Origin of the sequence: Teredinibacter franksiae, from assembly GCF_014218805.1 — a bacterium.
Lineage (GTDB): Bacteria > Pseudomonadota > Gammaproteobacteria > Pseudomonadales > Cellvibrionaceae > Teredinibacter > Teredinibacter franksiae.
Genome location: NZ_JACJUV010000001.1, coordinates 1,577,297 through 1,601,083 on the forward strand (window position 1 = coordinate 1,577,297; position 23,787 = coordinate 1,601,083).

Here is a 23,787-nt window from a genome sequence, read left to right on the forward strand (position 1 = left end):
TACGGGTGAAATTTGACTACTTTTCTGTTATAAATTTGGTAGTTAGCTAACTTAAAGCACCAGCAAATTAGATATAGAATGCAACCTATTGATTTAAAAAGAAAAAGTAGAAAAAGCAAGCAGCAGCCCAAGCTGGCCTCTGTGCTGAGCCATATTCCTCGATTACATATAATCGCTGCTGTAAGTCTATCTCTTGCGCTGGGCATTTTTATGATGCTGCCGAGTAAAGAAACCGAAGCGAGGCGCCACCAGCTGGAAATACCCATTCCCGCTCTAGCCGAACATATCAGCACAGATATAGCGGCCCCACTGGCAACCCAAGCGTTTGAACAACCAATAGCCGAACCCAATATCACCGTAAAAAGCGAAAAAGTTAAATCTGGCGACAACCTTTCGCTTATTTTCAAGCGCGCAGGCTTAACCGATCGCCATATGATGGAGCTGCTAAGCGCCGAGCAAGGTAAAAAACTGGCTTCGCTCTACCCTGGACACAGCCTTACCTTCACCATTAATACCGACGGTGTACTGCAAAAACTCACCTACATAAAAGACCGGCTCAACAGTTTTTCGTACTCACGTACAGCCAACGGCTTTAGCTACGACGAAAACAACCGAGAGCCAGATGCAATTCTTACCAGCCGCCAAGCAACCATTACGGACTCTCTTTTTCTCGCCGGTAAAGATGCCCGCATGGACGACAAACTGGTTATGGAGCTGGCCGGTATATTTGGCTGGGATATCGATTTCATGCTCGACATTCGCCAAGGCGATAGCTTTAAAGTGGTTTACGAAGAATTGTTTCTAGATGGAGACAAAATTGGCGATGGCAATATCGTCGCCGCTCAGTTCACCAATAGAGGCAAAACCTTCCGCGCTGTACGCTACGAAGACACCAGCGGCAATACCCAATATTACACCCCCAGCGGCGACACCATGCGCAAAGAATTTTTGCGCTCACCTATCGACTTTGCACGTATCTCCTCCCACTTTAACCTGCGCCGTAAACACCCGGTGCTCAACAAGATTCGTGCCCACAAAGGCACCGACTATGCAGCAGGCCACGGTACGCCCATTCGCTCCGCTGGCGATGGTAAGGTGGTTTATGCGGGTAAAAAGGGTGGCTACGGCAATGTAGTCATTGTTCAACACGGCCAAACCTACAAAACACTGTACGCACATATCAGTAAATTTCGTCGCGGTATTCGCAAAGGCGTGCGCGTGAAACAAGGGCAGGTTATTGCCTATGTAGGCTCAACTGGCTTGGCTACTGGCCCACATCTTCACTACGAGTTTTACGTTAACGGTGCGGTACGAAACCCGGTTACCATCAAGCTTCCTAAAGCGCAGTCTGTATCCAAGGCCGAGCTTCAACGTTTCTACCAGCAAACACAGCCTCTGCTCGCGGAGCTAGACCCACAAATCAACACCACAAACATCGCGAGCAAAGATACAATTAGCGGAACGAAAAAATTATAATTCTATACAGGGCACCTGCAGATTGCGCAGCGCGTATACGTTCTACGGCTGTAACTGGTGTATAAATTACGCTGAAATATCGCTCCACCATAACCCCCCGTTCTCACGTCACATTATTTGACGTTACTGAGGCTTTCCATGTCTGAGGCTAACCGCCTTTTTATCGGCCTGATGTCGGGCACCAGTCTTGATTCTATCGACGCCGCTCTGGTGCGCTTTAACGACGACTCGCTGGAATTACTGGCTACGCTGGCAATTCCCTACGACGAACGCACGCGCAAAAAAATTCTGGACTTAACTAGGCCCGGTAATAACGAAATCGACCGCATGGGTGCGCTCGATAAAGAACTTGGCCAACGCTTCGCCAATGCCGTTAACCAGCTACTGAAAAACGCCGATTGCAACGCTAACGAGATCACCGCCATCGGCAGCCACGGCCAAACAATACGCCACCGACCAAGCAGCGCCGGCCGCCCCGATCAATTCACACTGCAAATCGGCGACCCCAATACCATTGCTCAGCTCACCGGCATCACAACCGTTGCCGACTTCCGCCGCCGCGATATGGCCGCCGGTGGCCAGGGAGCTCCACTAGCCCCCACCTTTCATACCGAAATGTTTCGCTCTGACAGTGAAACACGCTGTATTTTGAACATAGGTGGTATGTCCAATGTGACCTACCTGCCATGCGAGGGCGACCCCATTGGCTTCGATAGCGGTCCCGGCAATGTATTAATGGACGCCTGGATCAGCACCTTTGGTTCACACAACTACGACAAAGACGGCGCCTGGGCCGCAGAGGGAACAGTAAACCAGGAGTTGCTGGTGAAGCTGCTCAGTCACTCTTTTTTCAAAATGCCTGCACCGAAAAGCACCGGGCGGGAGGATTTCGATATCTCCTGGGTAAATTCTGCCATAGAACAAACCATCACCCCCTTCACTCCGCAGGATGTGCAGGCAACCATAACCGAACTCACCGCCGCCAGTATTGGCAATACACTCAATGGCCTATGCCAGCCGGGCACACAGGTATTTATCTGTGGTGGTGGTGCCCACAACAAACATCTATTTAGCCGCCTCGTTGCGCACATGCCTAATTTTGTCGTCAATACCACCGAAACGCTTAACCTTCACCCCGACTGGGTAGAAGCCGTTGCGTTCGCTTGGCTAGCGATGCGAACTTTGGACAGAAAGCCGGGCAACATGCCCGCGGTAACCGGTGCCTCCCAAGCCCTTACACTAGGGGGCGTTTATTTCGCCTGATCGGGCTCTGGCAGCGGAATAATTAAGTGTTCGCCCTGATTACCGGCGTTACCGACCTCACGGCCCACCGGGTACCATTTCATATCGACCCTACAAGCCTCTTGTTCGGCAGGTTCCAGCGCCCCCTCACCCGCCAGCCAATCATGCGCCGTATCCGGCGTTAGCATAACGGGCATGCGGTGGTGTAATGCCACCATCCTGCCATTTGCAGGCTCAGTTAGAACCGTAAACGACAACCCACCTTCACGCTCCTCCCACAGGCCAGCCATAACCAGCGGCCCCCGCTCTTGTGCATCACACACAAAATAAGGCTGCTTGCCGCCTGGGGCTGTTTTCCACTCATAGTAACCCCGTATGGGCACCGCACAACGCCGCTTCTGCTTCCAGGCATCTCGAAAAGCCCGCTTATCGGCGACGGTTTCTAGCCGCGCATTAAACGTGACATACTTTAGTGATGCCGCTTTCGACCAGGCGGGTACCAGCCCCCAGCGCATGGCAGAAACGCCTTGGCTACTGAGCACAGGTACCACCTGGGTTGGCGACACGTTATAGCCCGTAGGAACATCCGCGGGCCAGTCTTTCAACAGTGAGACCCAGCGGCGCATATCGCTTAAATGATTGGCAAATCGACCACACATTTGTCCTCCCTGCTTGTCCTCTGGCTCAACATATGTTCTTATTGACTATAACTACGCTCTATTACAAACAACTGCGGTATCTGTAAATGGTTAAGTCTAGTTTTATTCTGCTAAGAAAAATCGGTTTTATCACTGCTATCTCACTATCATCTGCGGCTCTGATCGCCTGTGGCGGGGGGGCAACGAATGGCAGGGCACTGCCAGCTCACCTTCCAGCAGTTCGTCGTCGAGCAGTAGCTCATCCAGCAGCTCCAGTTCATCATCGAGCAGTAGCTCTTCCAGCAGCTCCAGTTCATTGTCAAGTAGCTCCAGCTCCTCATCCAGCAACAACTCATCTGCCAGCGTTGCCAACCTCTACAGTTTGGCAGATTTTCCCATTGGTATGGCGGTAAGTGCCGGAGATGAAAACCGCAGTATGCTCGACATTCAGGCCAAGCAAGAGACGATTGCCCATCATTTCAGTCAGCTAACGGCTGGCAACATTATGAAAATGCGCTACCTACACCCACAAGAAAACACCTACGACTGGACCGAAGCCGATGAACTGGTGAGCTGGGCCGAAACCAACGGTCTGAGTATTCACGGTCACACCTTTATCTGGCACTCCGACTACCAGGTTCCCGATTTTATGAAAAATTACATTGGGGATGCGAACGGTTTTGAAACCTTGCTCGACAGTCACGTCACCACCATCGCCGACCATTTTAGAGGCAAAGTCGACAGCTGGGATGTGGTCAACGAAGCGCTTCACCAACAAGGTGATGGTGTAGGTGTTGGTGAAGGCAACTGCTACCGCAACTCACTTTTCTACCAAAAGCTGGGCAAAGATTACCTTGCTAATGCCTTTACCGCTGCCAAAGCTGCCGACTCAGGTGCCGACCTTTACTACAACGATTTTTCCACCGAAGGCGGCGATGACGACAAGTTCGCTTGCCTGCTTATCCTTGTGGACGACCTGCTCGACAATGACATTGCCATCGATGGCGTAGGCTTTCAAATGCATGTACAGATCGATTGGCCCAGTACCGATGATATAGCGGCCGCTTTCCAAGCCATTGTCGACCGAGGGCTGAAAGTTAAAATCACCGAACTGGAAGTACCAGTCAATAATCCCTGGGGTGCAGCAAGCTTTCCCCAATACACTAGCTTCTCAGAAGCGGCTGCCACACGCCAAAAAGCCCGATATAAAGCCATTGTGGAAACGTACCTAACCACCGTACCCGCCAACCTGCGCGGCGGCATTACGGTTTGGGGCTTGTGGGATGGCGACAGCTGGCTGCTCAATTTAAGCGAAAGGGCTGGCAGTGATGACTGGCCACTTTTATTTACCGGCGATGCCAATGGCCCCTACGAACCCAAACCTGCCTTTTACGGGGTGGCGGAAGCATTATCTGAAGAATGAAAATACACCCCTTACTTAAAACCGCGCTAATTGTGGGCCTGCTTAACGCAGCCCACGTTAGCGCCGAGGTCAAGCTACCCAAACTGCTCAGTGACAACCTAGTATTACAACGCAATACCGAAACCACCCTTTGGGGCTGGGCAGACGAAGGGGAAAACGTTTCCGTTTTCCTCAACGGTACATTACAGGGCTCAGCCGTAACGCAACATAACGATTGGTCGATAACACTGGCCGCAATGCCCGCAGGCGGCCCTCACACCCTTAAAGTAACAGGTAAGAACAGCATCACACTCAACAATGTGATGTTTGGCGATGTATGGGTGGCTTCTGGGCAATCCAATATGCAAACCACCATGCAACGCACGGCGGAAATGTTTCCGAATGCCATTGCCGAAGCCAACCACCCTAACCTGCGTCAATTTACGGTACCCCGTACTATGGGCTTTAAAGGCCCAGAGAAAGACTTTACAAGCGGTCAATGGCAGCCAACAACACCTACCACCGTGGGCCAACATTCAGCGGTGGCTTATTACTTCGGCCGCAAAATCATGCAGGAAGAAAATGTGCCCATTGGCATTCTTTCATCCAATTTTGGCGGCTCGCCTGCGGAGTGCTGGTTGAGTGAAGAAGCACTGAAAAAATACCCCAAACGATTAAATAAAGTCAGTGCATTTAAAAACGACACCTATTTACAGGCGCTCATAGCCGCCGACAAAAAAGCCAGCGATGCCTGGTACCAGCAACTCAACGACAACGACCTCGGGCTAAAAACAGACTCGCCTTGGTTCGCTGAAAATCTCGACACGGCCGCTTGGCCAAGGCTGCAGTTACCCAACTTATTTGCCGACCAGGGCCTTCAGCCTTTTGTTGGCACCATCTGGTTGCGCAAAACCATCGAACTACCAGCAAATACAGCCAATAAAGCGGGAACCTTGCGACTGGGCACCCTAGTGGATGCCGACACCGCTTACATCAACGGTGTGGAAGTGGGCAAAACCTACTACCGATACCCGCCACGTATTTACTCTGTAAAACCAAATATTTTAAGAGAAGGGCAAAACACCCTAACCGTTCGCCTGCAGGTAAATGGCTATGGTGCTGAGTGGACAGTGGAAAAACCTTATCACCTCCAAGTGGGCGATCACACAATCGATTTAACCGGCGACTGGCAATACCAAATAGGTACCACAACCGAGCCCGCACCGGAGCAACAATATGTACCCTACAGCCAGCCGTTAGGATGCTATAACACCATGCTTGCGCCATTATTTAACATGAAGATTAAAGGCGTCATTTGGTATCAGGGTGAATCCAACACCGGTAACCCAGCCGAATACGAAGAGATGTTTCCCGAACTGATTCAGTTGTGGCGGAAAAAATGGAATCAAGGTGATTTCCCCTTCCTGTTTGTTCAGTTAGCCAACTACGGCGCAAAACAAGTGGAGCCTTCTGAAGGAGGCTGGGCAGAAACCCGCTTTGCGCAAATGAAAGCACTCGAACTCACCAACACCGCAATGACGGTTACAACCGATGTTGGCGAATGGAACGACCTACACCCATTAGATAAAAAATCCGTTGGTGAGCGCTTAGCACTTTCGGCCCAGGCTCTGGCCTATGGTAAAAAAAATGTAGTTTATTCCGGTCCGTTATTTAATTCTATGGAAGCCAAGAAAAACACATTAATCCTTCGCTTTAATCATGTTGGCGGAGGATTACGATCCAAAGGCGGAGAGCTTAAGGGCTTTGCCATAGCCGGAGACGATGGCCAGTACGTTTGGGCCGAAACAAAAATAACGCGCAACAAGGTTATTGTGTGGCACAAAGATATTTCAAAACCCAAGTTTGTGCGTTACGCATGGGCCAACAGCCCCGAGCCAGCGAACCTTTACAACAAAGAAGGCCTACCTGCCTCGGCTTTTGCGGCAGAACTATAACCGTATACAGTGTCTCAATAATTAGAAAAAAGTACGGCTAACCGGTTTACGAACATCAAATTGCACCTACAACAATAGCCATACGTTAGACCGTTCTGGAGATGCCTATCGCGACTTCTAGCCAAGCACAAAGCTGCAGCCTTTCTAACCGCAGGTAAGGATGGATAGAAATGGTATCTCCCACGACGAGAGATGAAAAAGAATACGGAGTACCGTCGACAGGCTCCACAACTCGCTCACCTAAACCACGACAGAAATGGCGACATCTGAAAAAAACCTGATCAATTATTCGCCCTTCCGATCCCCATGTTAGCACTGCGCAACCAAATCACCGACAAACGATTAATTAATCGCTACCGCTTTTTCGGCCGACGGGGTAACGCATGATTACGTTTATCCCCTCGTGCGCTCCTCGCTGGCTTTGTCACAGAGTTGCCCTTCCTTCGCTCACTGGAACGCAAACGCAATTCCCGCTCTTCGCTCGGCACAAGGTGTTGCGGCGAATCACCAATTAAATCTTTACGCCCCATCTCGCGTAACTGTTTTCGTAAATGAGGCCAGTTATCCGGGTCGTGATACCGCAGAAATGCCTTGTGCACTTTTCGTTGCTGATCGTTTTTAGGTGTAAATAGTTTTTCCGATTTATAGGTAAGATGTTTTAACGGATTTCTGCCTGAATAGTACATAGCAGTCGCTAAAGACATAGGCGAAGGGTAAAACGTTTGCACCTGATCCACTTCAAAAGTGTGTTTTTTCAACCAGAGAGCGAGATTCATCATATCCTCATCTTCACAACCTGGATGTGCGGCAATAAAGTAAGGAATCAAATATTGTTTTTTACCCGCTTCTGCCGAGAACTTATTGAACATTTTCTCGAACCGGTCATACGTGCCCATGCCCGGCTTCATCATTTTTTCCAGCGTGCCCTGCTCGCTGTGTTCAGGGGCAATTTTCAGATAACCGCCCACGTGGTGAGTGACCAATTCTTTTACATACTCGGGGTCTTCCACCGCTAGGTCATAACGTAAACCAGAGGCTATCGCCACCGTATGAACGCCCTTTACCTTTCGAGCTTTGCGATAAAGTGCCGTTGTTGGGCTGTGGTCCGTGTTGAGGTTTTTACAAATAACGGGGTAAACGCAACTTAACTTGCGACACGACGCCTGAATATCCGGGTCTTTGCAATTAAGCGTATACATATTGGAGGTAGGCCCGCCCAAATCAGAAATGGTGCCGGTAAAGCCTGGCACCTTTTCTTTAATGTCTTCAATTTCCTGCAGAATAGAGGCTTCCGACCGGCTTTGAATAATGCGCCCTTCGTGTTCGGTAATAGAACAAAATGTACAACCGCCAAAACACCCGCGCATAATATTAATCGAGGTTTTAATCATGTCGTATGCAGGGATTTTTTGTTTGCCATAACGCGGATGTGGTACCCGTGCGTAGGGTAAACCGAACACCACATCCATTTCTTCTGTGGTTAGCGGAATAGGCGGCGGGTTCACCCAAATCTCGCGCTTGCCGTGTTTTTGCACCAACGCACGTGCATTATGGGGGTTAGCTTCCTGATGCAGTACTCTGGAAGCATGAGCATAAAGCACCCCATCCTTACTCACTTTTTCAAACGACGGCAGGCGAATGCAGGTTAACGCGGAGTTTAGGCTTTGTTCTTTTCGGCGCAGGGGCATAGGCACGACCCGCACGACCTGAGTCCCGTCATCAGACGCTTCGTCCTCAGTAGAGCACCCCGCAGGTTTATATTCGTAGGGGTCGGGCATAGCATCTAAGCGACCGGGCCAGTCGATACGCGAAGAATCCAGCTCGGTGAACCCCTCCGGGACATGAGCGCGAACAACGGTAGTACCGCGAAGATCGTTAATAGATTCGATTGCCTCGCCTTGCGCAAGGCGATGACTGAGATCGACAATAGCCCGCTCGGCATTTCCGTAGAGCAAAATATCGGCGGTGGAGTCGATTAACACCGAGCGACGAACCTTATCACTCCAATAATCGTACTGAGCAATTCTTCTCAAGCTGGCTTCGATCCCGCCGATCACCAGCGGCACGTCCTTCCAGGCTTCTTTACAGCGCTGACTATATACGGTCACCGCACGGTCGGGACGGTCACCAGATGCACCTCCGGGCGTATAGGCATCGTCGTTACGCACCTTTAGGTCAGCCGTGTAGCGATTGATTAGCGAATCCATATTGCCGGCGGTAACACCAAAAAATAGGTTAGGTTTACCCAGTATTTTAAATGGCTCTGCGCTACGCCAGTCGGGCTGGGCAATAATGCCCACGCGAAACCCATGGCTTTCCAGTAAGCGCCCCATCACCGCCATACCAAAACTAGGGTGATCGACATAAGCGTCACCGGTAACCAGAATGATGTCGCAGCTATCCCAGCCCAGCTCATCCATTTCCTGACGACTCATGGGTAGAAAGGGCGCAATACCAAAACATTCGGCCCAGTAGGGCGGATATTGCTGTAGATTAGGAGCAGTTATTTGAGGCATAAGGTAAGTAAACATAGGCAATGGCCGCCCAGTCTACTGGCTTAATCTGTCCACGCCAATTGGGAATATTGGCCGGCCTCAGATGATGGCCTTGGTAACGGGTTCTGGAAATTTCATTTTCTTCTGTATAATCAGCGAACAACAATACAAAAAATATAACTAAGCCCTAACCTAACAAATATACATAATGACTATAAGCAGCCCAGACTCTCCCGTAGAAAAATCGCAACCCATTGCCTTCGACCGGTCTACTCCGGATCAATTATTTGAGTATATTCGCGACGAAATTGTTGGCATGGTACTCGTGCCCGGTGCAAAAATCCCTGAAAATCAATTGGCCAAAAAATTTGGCGTGAGCCGCACCCCCGTGCGCGCCGCGCTGCAGAGGCTCTCCGATTTAGGCTTTGTAGAAATTCGGCCACAGCGAGGAACTTTTGTAACCAAGCTCAGTATGCAACTCATGCTCGAAGCAAGATTCCTCCGAGAAGCGCTTGAAGTAGCTGCAACCAACCATCTAACAAAAAACCCCGATGACCAGGTTTTGCTGGAATGTGAAAACATTATTCAACAACAGGAGCAAGCAGCAGAACGCGAAGACCCCATCGCCTTTCAGCATCTGGATGACAAATTCCATCGCGCCCTCGCGCTTTCCACCGGATTCGTTCGCGTTGCGAAAGAGTTGGAAGCTGAGAAGTCGCGTATGGACCGAGTACGAAATTTGAGTCTGGTTGAACTAACCGGCCAGTACACGCATATTATTAATCAGCACAAAGCCATTCTCGCCGGCATTAAATCTGGCTCTGAAGACGACGCTAAAGCTGCAATGGAAGCCCATATGCGTGATGTATTTAATATATTAAGAATAGCGCCGGAAAAGTACCCTGAATATTTTGAATAGCCGTTGAGTACTTTTTCGGTCGTTATTATCGCCCACCAAAACGGTGGGCGTTTTATTTTAAAAGCTTTTCACTAACCACTATGGCTTCAACGATATTTCAGCGCTACTGCCTTTTAAATCGGGCGACATTACTGTTAGTTTAAGCCTTCCCTTATTTTTGGCTTCGGCACTGCCAGCGTGGGCACTACTGGAATGCGCCTTAATAATGACCAAAGCAAGCCCATTAAATGCCTTGCGTTCGTGAGATGTAAACGAAACCAAATCCGTTGGGTCACCGTTATCGGTGGCCACAATTTCACCCGGCCCTTCAAGGGTAAAAGTAAGCGTGTGCTTGGCGTTAGGAATGGTACGCCCTTTCTCATCAACAACACGCACGGTCACAAACGCTAAGTCTTCACCATCAGTACGAATCTCTGAGCGGTCAGGTACCACCGTTAAGGTTTGCGCCTTGTCTGTGGTTTCTACCGATTTTTGCGCCCATGGCTGTCCATCTTTATAGGCCACAACGTCAAGCTTTCCAGGTTGATAAATTACATTGTCCCAACGCAAACGATAGGTGTACTCGGCCTTTTTCTTCCGCCCTAACGACTCACCATTCAGAAACAGTTCTGCTTCATCACCCGAGGTGAATACATGCACAGGCGTGACTTTTCCAACACGATCAGGCCAGTTCCAGTGAGGCAGAATATGGGCCATTGGCAGCTCGGGGCGCCAGTGCGCCTGATAAAGATAGAAACGGTCTTTTTTAAAGCCGGCCAAATCAATTACGCCAAAATAGGAGCTGCGCGCAGAATAGTAGGGTGTGGGTTCACCAAGGTAATCCCAACCACTCCAAACAAAACCACCACCAACATAAGGGTGCAGGGCCAGCGAGCCCAAAACTTTGTCTGCAGAAGAGCCAAACGGCGCGGTGTAAAGTTCGTAGGCGCTCACGTGCGCACTGTTGGGGTCACCACCGGCGCCATCGGCAATCGGCGCGCTAATACCCTCGGCAACAGGGAAGAAATATTCACCTCGCGAACTCACCGCGGCAGCATTCTCACTACTTAAAATTAGTTTTTCTGGGAATTTCTGGTGAAACGCGGGGTACAGCGGCGACGTGCGTATACCTTGCAAGTGTGCATAGGCGGGCGCGTTGCGAATTCCCTCGCCCTGGTAATTCAGGCTAATGGTGTCCGTCACCCCCGATAACGGCATGTCCGGTTTGGCAAAATTCATCGAGGCTGCTGTTGGCCGCGTGGGATCCTCCTCCTTAACAATACTCTGCAGTCGTTGCGCAACGACTGCGCCGGCATCACCGGTATATTGTTCACCGACTTCATTGCCGATACTCCACATAATGACCGAAGGATGATTGCGATCACGACGAATAAACGCGCGCGTATCCGGTTCGGACCACTCGGGGAAAATTAAATGAAAATCGAGGGGTGTTTTTTTACGTTCCCACACATCAAAAATTTCATCTACCACTAAAAACCCCATGCGATCAGTCAGCTCTAACAGCTCCCGCGCGGGTGGATTGTGAGCCATGCGGATAGCATTGGTGCCCATTTCGCGCAGAATTTCTAGCTGACGTTCCGCTGCTCGAACATTAAAGGCCGCCCCCAGTGCACCAAGGTCGTGATGCTGGTTTGCCCCCTGAATATAAATGGGCTCACCATTAACCAACACCCCCTTTGTGCCATCAAATTTTAATGCTCGAATGCCAAAACGCGTTTCGTATTGATCGATAGCCTTTCCGTCCTGCTCCAAGGTGGTAACGGCAAGATACCGGTTCGGTGTTTGCGTTGGCAAAGGCCCCCATAAACGGGGCTTATCCAAAGACAGGGAAGCCGATAATACTTCGCTCTGGCTCGGTGCTACAGTAGCCGATAGCGGAGCAAAGCTAGCGACAACCGTACCGGCTTTACTTCCCGCTTCATCGAGTGCGTATAAACTTGTTTTAGCTGTAATCGCTACGGACTCTTTCAGGTCGTTCTCGATAGTAACGCTGAAGTCGATCGTCGCTTTCTCTTTGCTAACCTGTGGCGTTGTGACCTGTGTGCCCCACTGGCCCACATGAACAGCGTTGGTTTTGGTCAACCACACATTTCGATAAAGCCCCCCCCCTGGGTACCAACGTGAAGACGCTGGCGGGTTGTCTAACCGTATAGCTAACTGATTAGACTCACCGGCCTTAAGATAAGGCGTTAAGTTCAAGCGGTAGGAGGCATAACCATAGGGCCAACCGCCCACCAATTTGCCATTTAGCCAGACAATGGAGTAAGACATAGCGCCGTCGATATCGAGAAATACCGACTTGCCAGCATCGCTGATGGGCACATCGAAGCTTTTGCGGTACCAACCAACCCCAGGGCTCGGTAATCGCCCCATTCCACCCCCAACCGGCGCCTCCCAACCTTCGTAGAAAGGACCTTCGATTGCCCAGTCGTGAGGCAGAGTAACGGCCTGCCAATCACTGTCATCAAATAGCTGTTTTACAAAGGGAAATTCACTACCCGGGTTTCCTTGGGGGCGAATGTGGCGGTCTTCGGGGCTTGCGATAAAGCGGTTAGCGGTTGGCAGGACATAAGGTTTAAGAGCCGCTTGATTAGCCTGCAGCGCTACGGCTTCTGTTGGCATGGCATCTGCGGCTTTATCGTCTTGGTGCTCTTCGGCGGAAGGCCTTACATCGTAGATAAGTTTGTCGACTGTATCGCCTGCCTCGTATTTAAAGAAGCGCCAATCATCGTTAAATTTAACCCGCTCCCTTAACATGCTCTCCGCCGCCGAACTACTGCTGTACTCCTCACCGGTTTTAGTTGATTTATCACAGCCTGGAAGAACCAGCGCTATGGCTAGTGCCATTAGCGAAAAAGTCATTTTCCTAATCATTGATATGCCTTAACTTTTTTAGAATTATGATCACTCATGGCGCAGTATTTTGCAGGCCTTGCGTTAGCGGGCCTTTACGCAGAGCGTTTACAACTTATTGTGATGTAATCATAACGGATTCCGTCTGCGTTTTATTGCGTACACTCATAGCCTTACCATATCGGCCCACAAGGAAGATGCGTTACACTTTCGCACACACAGACAAAGGAAATGCGTGATGGACGGGGCGGTTGTCATAGCGGTACTGTTTTTGGGGGCGGTTGTACTGGGTTCGGTTCTCGGTTGGATAGCCTTTTTCCGCCAGCGTGAACTACAAAGTCAGTTAATAGCTTTGCGTAAGCAGCTCGAACACATAACCCTTTCCTCAACCCCTAAAGCATCAAACACCGCGCCTAAGACAGCATGGCCTGCCAGTAACCCACCAGCCGCAAACGCCGATTCCGACCCACAACTCACGACATCGCCATCGCCATCGGAGCATGAAGACAGTGCAGCGGCAAGCTCAACACAATACAACCATCCTAGGCCCACCTATTCGCGCCTACAGACAGAAAAGCCCGCCGTTAAACCTCCTCCGCAACCCAACCGCTGGATGGAACACCTAAAAACCAACTGGATGGTGTGGCTGGGCGGTGCCAGTGTGGGGTTATCGGGAATATTTCTGGTGAAATACTCTATTGATGCCGGTGTGCTCGGTCCCCTCGCTCGTATTAGCCTAGCCTTAATAGTCGGCCTCTCCTTCCATATTTTAGCCCTGTGGTTAAGAGCTAAAGCCCAGCAGCACAACGATGTTTTTGCTGCGCTAGCCGGCGGTGCCAGTATTATTCTTTACGCGGCCCTTCTGGCGGCCTTGCACCTCTACCAGCTTTGGCCCGTTGGCTTGGTATTCGGGTTGCTGATTGTGATATCTCTGTCGACCATGGGGCTATCCCTGCTGCATGGCCCTGTGCTCGCGGGTATTGGTATTCTAGGCGCCTACCTCGTGCCACTATTAGTTAATACCGGTAGTAACAACATGCTCGGTGCCCTTATGTACAGTGCGGTCATCACCGCTTCGGCACTGGCACTCATGCGCTATGTGTACAAACCTTGGTTATGGTTCGGCACACTTGCCGGGGCTCTGGGCTGGTGGCTGCTGTCACTCAGTACCTCCGTGGAAACCGGCACACGGCTGATTTACCTTACCGCTATTGCCTACGGGGTTTTAGCCATCCCCACCGGCAATTGGCTATTAGCCTCTAAGCCAAGCGACAACAAAGAACCCAACCTGCTCGACCACCTTCAAACAGAAAATACCAGCGAAGAACAGCGTTTGTTTTTTGCTTTAATCACCATAGTCGCAGCCTTCAGCTTTTCCGTTATAGTCGAGCCTCTGGAAATCCCACTACTATTTTGCCTAGCACCGCTGCCGGCCGGCTTACTCTGGCTCTGCCGGCACCAACCAACATTCAATCTGGTTGCCTGGCCTACTTTTTTTGCCATTTGCGCCGCTCTACTTGTTTCGGGGCTGCTGCCGAGTGAAGGTGTTCAGATACAAACTCTGGACACAGTTGAAACCACGATTCTCGCAATGGCACTGGCTGTTATCGTGGGTGTATTTACACCCGGAGCGCTGTGGAATATGGCATTAAGCCGACACAAGGGCTATTGGTCATCGCTGGCGTGCCTCGCCCCGGTTGTTGCGCTTTCCATCGCCTACATTACGATTACGGCCATGGAGACCTACTGGGAATGGGCTGCAGCCACCCTGTTACTAGGCGCAGGATATATGCACTTGCTCAACCGCCAGCAATCGCTCTCGCCACCACCGCAACTGATTGCCGTGTTAATCATTTCTGCGCATCTCGCCTATTCCTTAGCCGTAATCATGGTGTTACGCGAGGCCACCTTAACTTTGGCGCTGGCTTTTCAGGTTATTACCTTAAGCTGGCTACACAACCGCTATCAACTACCAGCACTTGTGTACGCCATAAAAATTACACTTGCCGTTGTAATTCTACGGCTGACGCTCAACCCCTGGTTGCTCAGCTACCCGCAAGACATACATTGGAGCCTTTGGGTGTGCGGCGGATCGGCATTGTCGGTGTGGGTCGCCACCTATTTCGCGGGTAATAAAGCGCATTTACGCGAATGGCTTCAGGGTGCAAGCTTACACCTGCTGGCACTCACACTGATTTTTGAAACACGATACCAGCTCTACGATGGTGACATTTTCCGCGAAACCTACACGTTCTTGGAGGCCGCCATCAACACTGCCACCTGGGGTTTACTGGGTAACGTGTACCTCTACCGAGCAAAAGTCTCTCGCAGCTTGCATCGGTTTTACCAAATATGCGCCCACCTGCTTTTAATGGCCGCACTGGCAAATTACGTACTGATTTTGCTGCTGGCAAAAAACCCGCTGTGGGAAACAACCGATATTTCCAGTGTGCCCATTTTTAACAGCTTACTGTTAGCTTACGGAGCGCCCATTATTTTAGCCGCCCTCGCCTATTTTTTATTGGCCGCCAAATATCGGAAGCTAGCAGGTGCTATTACAGGTGGCTTGCTGCTGTACTTTGTCTCAATCGAAATTCGCCACTTGTGGCAAGGTCAGCTGAATATTAATCAGTCCGCAAGCGATGGCGAGCACTACACCTACTCGATGGCGTGGTTACTGCTAGCGGTGGCAGGCACTATTATCGGTATCCGCTTCGAAAAAGAACTTTTATATAAAGCGGCGATGTTATTACTGATGTGCGTTGTGGGGAAAATCTTTTTGTTTGATATGGCTGGACTCACAAGCTTATGGCGTGTGGCATCCTTCATGGGCTTGGGCCTCAGCCTGCTTGGGCTGGCCTATATTCACCAGCTCATTCGAAAAAACATACAACCAGAGCTATCGGCACAGGTAACTTCGGATAACACATCCGCCAATTAAACCACTATGCAACAGCAGGCGTATTACCAGGAAATACCTTTGTCCATGAAACTATACCGTTCAATTCAGCAGTTGGATCAACGCTTCTCTGCCTATACGCCCTACCTTCTGCTCACCTTCGCGGTTATCGCCAGCCAACTGATCTTTCTAACACCCTACCTGCTGGATGGCGAGCTGGATACAATTTTCCGTTACTGGGACGGCCCCAACTATGCTTACCTCGCTAAGGTGTTGTACCAAGTACCGGTAGATCACCCCCTCAGCCCTTACGTTAAAGCCGAGTACTACGCAGCACATCTCCCCCTCTACCCACTGGCTATTCGCGCTTTTTCCTTTTTGGGTTACAACACGGCGATGCTGTTTACCACCTTCATCTTCACCTGGGCAGCAACCCTAACGTTTTATCAACTTATAAAAGAAAATGGCTGGGTAAAAGCGCCCGCTTGGTCCGCCTTTATCTCATTGTTTATTCCCGCGCGTTACGTTATTTACCACAACGTCGGCGCTACAGAAGCGCCGTTTATCTTTTTTATGTGCGCTTCACTGCTGTTTTATTTTCGCGGGAATTATATTGCAGCTTTTCTAATGGGCGGGTTTGCCGGCATTACACGTATTACCGGTATTCTCATGGGAGCGGGCTATTTCATAAGCCTAATAATTGAACGAAAATGGAAAGTTATTCCGTTGCTCGCCTTAATCGCGATTCCGCTTTTTCTCACCTTCACCTTTTATCATTTTCACTACGGTGATTTTTTTGCGTATTTCAACGTTAATCTATCCAGTAGCAATAAACTGATCCGATCCATGCCGCTACAAATTTTTCTCAGCTACGGCAGTCATGGCAAAGACCACTCCGCCGAATTCTACCTGGCTATGTACGCTATTTTTGGCTTAGGCACTCTATCTCTTTACAATATCAATAAAGCGCTGTTTTGCCAGATGCTGGTAATGTATGTATTCAGTCTATTTATTTTCCACCAGGACCTTGCCCGCTATCTAATTCCTTTGGCTCCATTTGCTATTGTTGTGGCCTATGACAAGATCCTTACGCAAACCACAAGCCGGCTTGCCGTTTTACCACTAATACCGCTCACCTATATTTATGCTTGGCGAGTGTTACCCCACAACCTGTGTGTGCCGTGGGTATACAAAAATTTGAAGTTTTTTCTGGGCCAGTAACCACCCAATACAAACCTGATAACGCGTACACTGGAAATCTGCCACATTTACCTCAATAATGCAGCCCAGAACAAATCCGGAGAGTCACCATGCAGGCTAATACATCGGTTTCCAAAACCACAGATGCGGTTTGGCAAACCATTCGCAAAGAAACCGATCGCGAAGCGAAGAACGAACCAGCGCTGGCAAGCTTTTTCCACGCCGCCATATTGAACCACGACACACTTGAGAGCGCTTTAAGTTTTCACTTGGCAAATAAGCTTGGCAGTTCGGCAATTTCCAGCCTGCAAATCCGCGAAATTATTGAGCAATCCACCCAACGTGACAACTGCATTGGTGAAGCCGTTCGTGCCGATATTAAAGCGGTGTTCGACCGCGACTCCGCCTGTGACTCCTACTTTTTGCCTTTTTTGTACTTTAAAGGCTTTCACGCCTTGCAAGCCTATCGCGTAGCCCACTGCCTGTGGAAGAGTGGTCGAAAATCCCTCGCTTATTTTCTGCAAAGCCATATTGCGCTCACTTTTGGGGTTGATATTCATCCCGCGGCAACAATAGGCAAGGGCATTATGCTCGACCATGCCACCGGCATTGTCATTGGTGAAACTACAGTGGTAGAGGACGACGTTTCCATCATGCAAGCGGTAACATTGGGCGGAACAGGTAAACAAGCGGGCGACCGTCACCCTAAAATCCGCCACGGCGTACTGATCAGTGCCGGAGCAAAAATTTTGGGTAATATTGAAATTGGCCAAGGCGCAAAAATTGGTGCTGGTAGTGTTGTGCTTAAACCTGTGGCAGCGCATACCACTGTCGTTGGTGTTCCTGCTGAAGTCGTAGGTAAGCCTGCCACTGATTCACCCGCATTGGATATGAACCACCAAATTAACTGTGATTGCGACTAAAGGGCACCGCTAATAACTGATTTTAGCCTCTGAAGCTTTGAACCTGCTCAATAGACGTTAACTCGAGCAGACACATAAGCAACCGGTCCACCCCCAAGGCCACGCCTGCACAAGCGGGCATTCCTGCGTCGAGCGCCGCTAACAACCCTTGGTCTGGCTCGATGTGGCGTTTATTCATCGTTTTTCTCGCGGCCACATCGGCGTCAAATCTTCTTCGCTGTTCATTTGCATCGGTTAACTCCCAATAACCATTTGCCAATTCCAGGCCTTTCCAATAGACCTCAAACCGACGAGCTATCCACTCCCCTTGCGCATTTTGCTCAACTTTTGCCAATGCACTTTGGCACTCGGGGTAATCAAAGACTACGTGAACACAGTCGCTAAAGGTGGGCTCAACCAAATGGGTAAATAATAAATCTAACCAAAGGCTTTTATTTTCGTCCAGCCAATGAATATCCAACGCATCCCCGGCCAATTGCCGAAGCTCAACGACCGTTGCCTGATGAGGATTAAGCCCGCAGGCTTGCTGGAATAATTCAGCATAACTGTTACGCTGAACACGACTAGCAGGTGCCAGCGAACCCACTAGATTCACCACTTCCTCAGCTAACTGGCGCTCGTCAAACCCCGGACGGTACCATTCCAGCATGGTGAATTCAGGGCTGTGATGCTTACCCTGCTCGTCGGCTCTAAAGGCTTTCGCCATAGAAAATATCGGACCACTCCCCGCCGACAATAAACGCTTCATAAAGTACTCGGGCGATGTTTGTAGAAAGCCCGCCCCCGCCACCAGCGAAAGGCTGTCTAGTTGAGGGTCCGTTACGGTTGTAGCAGCAAGTTGCGGCGTTTCCACCTCCATCACTCCGCGCTCACTAAAAAAAGCGCGGATATGCGCAAGCGCAAGCGCCCGGGCCTGCAACGTAGGAATGCTTGCCGTTGGCTGCCATACACACTTACCCATAGACGTGCCCACCACACAAAGAAAAGGCCGACGCAATGCCGGCCTTTATCGAAAACAATGAAAACAACTTACTTATTTGCACGCCCAATATATTCACCGGTACGCGTATCTACCCGAATGATTTCACCTTGAGACAAAAACAGCGGTACTTTAACCACCGCGCCAGTAGACAAGGTTGCTGGCTTGGTGCCGCCCTGTGCGGTATCACCCTTCAGCCCAGGGTCCGTTTCAACAATTTCCAGCTCCACATGGTTGGGTGGTGTAACACTCAACGGGGAGCCGTTATACAGGGTTACAATTACCACATCTTGCTCGTTTAGCCATTTGTAGGCGTCGCCAACCACGGTGGCATCGCCTTGGTGCTGCTCAAATGATTGAGGGTCCATAAAGTGCCAAAACTCACCGTCGTTATAGAGGTACTGTAATTCGTGGTCCATTACGTCGGCGCCCTCGAGCGATTCACCGGATTTAAACGTGCGCTCCCAAACACGGCCAGACCTCAGGTTCTTTAATCTAACGCGGTTGAACGCCTGGCCTTTACCAGGCTTAACGAATTCATTTTCAACGATGGAGCATGGGTCTCCGTCTAGCATGACTTTTAAGCCCGATTTGAATTCGTTGGTTGAATAGTTAGCCATTAATACTCTCGCCTGTCTCAGTTCCGGAAAACTGTCTTAAGTTACTGTTTTCTAAAGGTTGTTGCCGAGCGAGGACGGTGGTTTAAGAAACTCACCGGCCAACTATTGCACAACCACCCTTGCCAAAGTGAGGCGCATTATACAGGAGCGATTAGCTGGAGGATAATGGATGACGAAAATGTGTTCAGTCCAACAAAATGTAATGCCCGAACGCCGGAACAGCAGCTACGATTTTTTCCTCTAAATCGCTTATTCGATTCAAATCGCTGCACAGCTCAGTAGCTCTACCCTCCATCACAGCGGAAAAGCCCTCCATGGATTTTTCAATTTCGCCGCCCATGGTTTCCATGCGCTGAGCAAAAGCCTCGGCGCCCTCCTCCGATGAGAATAGTTCGCTCATAAGCTTACCTATAATACGAAACTTGGCCTTATACACGATTTTTTCGATGGCAGCTTCTAGGTCCTCAGCAAAGTCCTGATCAAAAAGAGAATCACCCCAACCATCGTCAGCGGAGGCTCCCCCTAGGCGAATGGAGTTCGACTCAAAATACGCCCTTAGGTTATCGCGTGATTGTTGCAGCACCAACCGCAATTCAGCTACATCCTCATCACTCAGTTCCAAGACCTCTACCAATACCTGCGACGTCACCACTTCGGCAATGCCAATAGCTTCGTCGGCAATACCGTGCACCTTGGGCATCAGCTCACGAATGGCGTTTTGATAGTCGATCGCAGCCTGGCGAGCCTGTCCATCCAACTCCATTAACGCACCATCAATACGTAATTCGCCCACGAGGTTTATGGAAGCTTTGAGGTTACCCTCCTCATAAATCCGGAGTTCGTCGGGCGTTAACTCCAACCCGCGGCTAAACTGACGCCGCTGCTCACTCTCACAGTTTTGAGAGAAATTGTTATTGGCTGAGTGTGCAAATGTTGTCGATGCAGACAATATGATGCCGATAAGCACGATACCAAGCAGAGATTTCATTACCGATTCCTTGTTGTATTAAGCGATACACCTGCGATAGCAGATTCAATGCCAAGCCAACAATACCTTTAATATTCAACAGATTAGGCAAACTAAACACCTTCGCTTCGGCCTTTGGACTACCACAAAGGTAGCGATAACCACCAAGCAATGGCGTAAATGACTAACCGTAACGCTCGCTCACGCTAAACACGCGATAGCAACCCCTTTGCCGTGTATAATCGCCGCCCACGCACTAGCTGTATTAGTTCACTTATGTTTGAACCGGCACGAATTCATCACACGGCATTAAAAAGTTGGCAAGAAGAAACCGCCAACCTGCTGATCGAACCGGAAGAATTAATACGGGCCCTTAACTTGCCAGAATCACTGCTGGCGCCAATAAAAGCTGCTCACGCACTCTTCCCGTTACGTATACCACGCCCCTTTTTGGCCAGAATGGCCCAGGGCGACATCAACGACCCGCTGTTAAAACAAGTGCTGCCGCTTGGCATCGAGCAAGAAAGCACCGAAGGCTTTATTGATGACCCTCTGGGCGAAGCCGACAGCAACCCTCTGCCGGGTATCATTCACAAATATTTCGGCCGGGTGCTGCTGATTGCCGCGTCGCAATGTGCGGTGAACTGTCGCTATTGCTTCCGCCGCCATTTTGACTACCAGCAAAACACGCCATCCCAAGAAGACTGGCTGCAGGCGATTGGCTATATTAGCCATCATCAAAACATCGAAGAAGCCATCCTCAGTGGTGGCGACCCCTTGGCGGCCAGTGATAAAAAAGTTGAGTGGTTGTTTGAGCAGTTAGGGCAAATACCGCACCTCACCCGGATTCGTCTGCATACTCGCTTACCCATTGTCATTCCTTCACGTATAACCGACAAACTGGTGAACATATTCAGCGCAAGTAACAAAGACGTGGTTATGGTTATCCACTGCAACCACCCGCAGGAAATTGATGTGCATGTTCAGCGGATGCTGGTACAGCTGAAAAACGCTGATGTCACCCTGCTCAACCAGTCGGTGCTCTTGAAATCCGTCAACGACAACTCAAAAACGCTCGCCGATTTAAGTAAACGGTTGTTTAGCTGTGGCGTACTGCCTTACTATCTGCACCTGCTGGATAGAGTGTCTGGTACTGCACATTTTGAGGTGCCAGAGACCCATGCTAAAGCGTTATACCGGGAACTATTGAATCAGTTACCAGGCTATCTGGTACCCAGGCTGGTCAGGGAAGAAGCCGGTGCTGGAAGTAAAATGCCAGTCGTCTAAGTCTTCCAGAGACGCCTTTGCAGCTTTCCGCGCCAATTAAAAACGCTATACTGGTATTTATATAAAAGGGAATGGAGCAAATCCAATACCAATGAGTTCAACTTACAATCTATCCGATTTCGTCGACGCACTGCAGTGTAAGGAGCCCACACTGCAAAAGCTGTCCTTTTGTGCGAGTAAAAAACCCGCCAAAATAAAAGAGTGGGTGGAAGATCTTCACGCCACCAAAGCATCGGAAACCGGCGCAGTACTCTATCAGTCTCTCCCGGAAATCAGCCGTCTTAAAACCGACACTGAATCTCGCCTAGCCATGCTCGAAGCTGTCCGCCCGGCAGCCCAGCATGTCATTGATAATTTGACCCGCGATATTGTCAACCTGCACTTGAACACATCCGATTCTACTCAGCGCATGGTCATTATCACTCAGGCAATTCAAAAAGCGATGATAGACGGCTATTGTCAGTGTGTTCACGAGCTATGCCAAGTGAAACGCTTCCGCCCCTCAACCGTTGCCGACCTCACAACTTCGCTACACCGAGCTATTACCGGTATTACCCTCGTGTTGATGCGCAACTACCAACTTTACACGCAGCCACCGGCAGGTTTTTGGCGGCACTTGCACGCGCTCTTCCAAATCGCCGATTATTTCGACTTACTGGCCAAACCGGTTGCCGACAACCTACTGAAAACCGTTCGTGCGACCAACATCCAAACGGCCTACGCCCGTGCGCTGATGCTAGCAACAGCCAAGTTAAATCAGGTGAGCCAGAAAAACGTAACCCTCGTATTTGAAGCCTTCGAAACTTGGGCACAATATATTCGCCTACACACCAGTGGCCACCAAGATAAAGACCTTTTTTACCTCGTAAACCTTGCTACAGACACGCCGCCTTTATACAAATCCCGTTTTGAGGGCAGCAGTAATGACCGTGTGCTTCAGGTGAACTTTAAAGTTTTGGTCAGCCTGCTCTCCAAGCTATCGGCAAACTACGACAATCCGGAAGAAAAAAGCATTAATGGCGCTCTGACTGTTGCCGTTGGCTTTCCGGACGCCCTCATAGATCACTTGTTAAATTGCTGGAGCGGTATCAAGCAACGCCAGCAAGAGCGTCGTGACGTGCAAGGCTCCGCCGACATCTGCATCGGTTTGGTCAACACTCACTTTTACGTGTGCGGCAAGCAAGGTTTTGACGCTTTTTCCGGGCAAAACGCCCCAAGCTCCGACATGGCAAATGACCCTCTAGGCGCACTCACCGCTAGCTTCGGGTTCGACGACGAAATCGAAGAAACGAAGGCCGAATCAATTCCCACCTATAGTGCCAGTATCCAAAACGTTAGCGCCGGTGGGTTTTGTATGCTGCTCAAAGGGGTGGTCCCAGCCAAGCTACAATCGGGCGAGCTCATTGGCATCAAAGAGTCCGGGCGACACAGCTGGAGTATCGGCGTCGTCCGCTGGATTCGTCACTTTAAGGGCAGCACTCAACTCGGCATTCAAAACCTCGCCAGCCAGCCCAAACCCTTTGGTGCAGCACTACTGTATGACATGGGCGGCTATTCGGACTTTATGCGAGCTTTTTATATTCCTGCATCTAAAAATGGCAAAACGCCGCCATCCATACTCACCGCCAGCGTTCCGTTTAAAGAAGCGGACAAAATTAAGGTATACGATGGTGACACTGAATATAAAGCCAAATTAAATAAATCCTTGTTCACCACGGGCAGTATTCAACAATTCTCGTATCAACCAATGGACCCGGTCAAGAGCCCTGAAAAACGCCGTGAAAGCAACCAAAAGTTCGATAATGACTGGGACTAACATTTATACGCGGTAAACCTCCGAATTTTGCCGGTAGGGTCACAGGGGCTATACTTACAGTTCTTGTATACTTTCACCCTTATGTCTTGGGTATTTCAGTTATAAACGCGTGCCCG

17 protein-coding genes are annotated in these 23,787 nt (G+C 50.1%); 10 read left to right on the forward strand and 7 right to left on the reverse strand.

Annotated features, from left to right (window positions below; translation table 11 throughout):
- Nucleotides 1-78 precede the first annotated feature (78 nt).
- Entirely contained in the window at nt 79-1,476 is a 1,398-nt protein-coding gene (locus tag H5336_RS06370; RefSeq protein WP_185232487.1) for an OapA family protein, read from the forward strand.
- A 138-nt stretch (nt 1,477-1,614) separates the two neighbouring features.
- Complete coding sequence (locus H5336_RS06375; protein WP_185232489.1) at nt 1,615-2,739, forward strand: anhydro-N-acetylmuramic acid kinase; 1,125 nt, start codon at nt 1,615-1,617, stop codon at nt 2,737-2,739.
- On the opposite strand, the gene H5336_RS06380 is transcribed toward H5336_RS06375, so the two are convergent.
- A complete protein-coding gene (locus tag H5336_RS06380; RefSeq protein ID WP_185232491.1) occupies nt 2,727-3,377 on the reverse strand; it encodes an SOS response-associated peptidase in 651 nt (216 codons plus the stop codon). The genes H5336_RS06375 and H5336_RS06380 overlap by 13 nt on opposite strands.
- A gap of 135 nt (nt 3,378-3,512) precedes the next feature.
- On the reverse strand, nt 3,513-3,728 hold the full coding sequence (locus H5336_RS22930; RefSeq protein ID WP_246439042.1) for a hypothetical protein: 216 nt from the start codon (nt 3,726-3,728) through the stop codon (nt 3,513-3,515).
- Between the two features lie 10 nt (nt 3,729-3,738).
- On the opposite strand from H5336_RS22930, the gene H5336_RS06385 reads away from it, so the two are divergent.
- Nucleotides 3,739-4,779 (forward strand): endo-1,4-beta-xylanase, encoded by a 1,041-nt coding sequence (locus H5336_RS06385; protein WP_246439043.1) that lies wholly within the window; start codon nt 3,739-3,741, stop codon nt 4,777-4,779.
- On the forward strand, nt 4,776-6,713 hold the full coding sequence (locus H5336_RS06390; protein WP_185232493.1) for a sialate O-acetylesterase: 1,938 nt from the start codon (nt 4,776-4,778) through the stop codon (nt 6,711-6,713). The genes H5336_RS06385 and H5336_RS06390 overlap by 4 nt, the downstream gene beginning before the upstream one ends.
- Nucleotides 6,714-7,066: 353 nt before the next feature.
- Here the strand turns inward: H5336_RS06390 and H5336_RS06395 are convergent, their stop codons facing one another.
- Nucleotides 7,067-9,229, reverse strand: a complete 2,163-nt coding sequence (locus H5336_RS06395; RefSeq protein WP_185235660.1) for a YgiQ family radical SAM protein — start codon at nt 9,227-9,229, stop codon at nt 7,067-7,069.
- A gap of 187 nt (nt 9,230-9,416) precedes the next feature.
- On the opposite strand from H5336_RS06395, the gene H5336_RS06400 reads away from it, so the two are divergent.
- Nucleotides 9,417-10,127, forward strand: coding sequence for a GntR family transcriptional regulator (locus H5336_RS06400; protein WP_185232495.1), 711 nt, complete (start codon nt 9,417-9,419; stop codon nt 10,125-10,127).
- A 78-nt stretch (nt 10,128-10,205) separates the two neighbouring features.
- Here H5336_RS06400 and galB read toward each other — a convergent pair whose 3' ends face one another.
- Nucleotides 10,206-13,001: a beta-galactosidase GalB gene (galB, locus tag H5336_RS06405; protein ID WP_246439044.1), complete on the reverse strand. Its 2,796-nt coding sequence runs from the start codon at nt 12,999-13,001 to the stop codon at nt 10,206-10,208.
- A gap of 217 nt (nt 13,002-13,218) precedes the next feature.
- Between galB and H5336_RS06410 the strand changes: the two genes are divergently transcribed.
- The 3 genes from H5336_RS06410 (at nt 13,219) to cysE (ending at nt 18,002) form a co-directional block, all read left to right on the forward strand.
- Nucleotides 13,219-15,921, forward strand: a complete 2,703-nt coding sequence (locus H5336_RS06410) for a DUF2339 domain-containing protein (protein WP_185232497.1) — start codon at nt 13,219-13,221, stop codon at nt 15,919-15,921.
- 39 nt (nt 15,922-15,960) lie between these two features.
- Entirely contained in the window at nt 15,961-17,100 is a 1,140-nt protein-coding gene (locus tag H5336_RS06415) for a glycosyltransferase family protein (RefSeq protein WP_185232500.1), read from the forward strand.
- Nucleotides 17,101-17,189: 89 nt separating this feature from the next.
- Nucleotides 17,190-18,002: a serine O-acetyltransferase gene (gene cysE / locus H5336_RS06420; protein WP_185232502.1), complete on the forward strand. Its 813-nt coding sequence runs from the start codon at nt 17,190-17,192 to the stop codon at nt 18,000-18,002.
- 22 nt (nt 18,003-18,024) lie between these two features.
- Here cysE and epmA read toward each other — a convergent pair whose 3' ends face one another.
- From epmA to H5336_RS06435, 3 genes are all read right to left on the reverse strand, one after another.
- Nucleotides 18,025-18,963 (reverse strand): EF-P lysine aminoacylase EpmA, encoded by a 939-nt coding sequence (gene epmA, locus H5336_RS06425; protein WP_185232504.1) that lies wholly within the window; start codon nt 18,961-18,963, stop codon nt 18,025-18,027.
- 68 nt (nt 18,964-19,031) lie between these two features.
- Nucleotides 19,032-19,601 carry an elongation factor P gene (gene efp / locus H5336_RS06430; RefSeq protein ID WP_185232506.1) on the reverse strand — a complete coding sequence of 190 codons (570 nt, stop codon included), beginning with the start codon at nt 19,599-19,601 and terminating at the stop codon, nt 19,032-19,034.
- A gap of 184 nt (nt 19,602-19,785) precedes the next feature.
- Nucleotides 19,786-20,589, reverse strand: coding sequence for a DUF2884 family protein (locus H5336_RS06435; RefSeq protein ID WP_185232508.1), 804 nt, complete (start codon nt 20,587-20,589; stop codon nt 19,786-19,788).
- Between the two features lie 255 nt (nt 20,590-20,844).
- Here H5336_RS06435 and epmB point away from each other — a divergent pair, with 255 nt between their 5' ends.
- Nucleotides 20,845-21,855: an EF-P beta-lysylation protein EpmB gene (gene epmB, locus H5336_RS06440; RefSeq protein ID WP_185232510.1), complete on the forward strand. Its 1,011-nt coding sequence runs from the start codon at nt 20,845-20,847 to the stop codon at nt 21,853-21,855.
- Between the two features lie 91 nt (nt 21,856-21,946).
- Nucleotides 21,947-23,671, forward strand: a complete 1,725-nt coding sequence (locus tag H5336_RS06445) for a cyclic-di-GMP receptor FimW-related protein (RefSeq protein ID WP_185232512.1) — start codon at nt 21,947-21,949, stop codon at nt 23,669-23,671.
- Nucleotides 23,672-23,787: the final 116 nt, after the last annotated feature.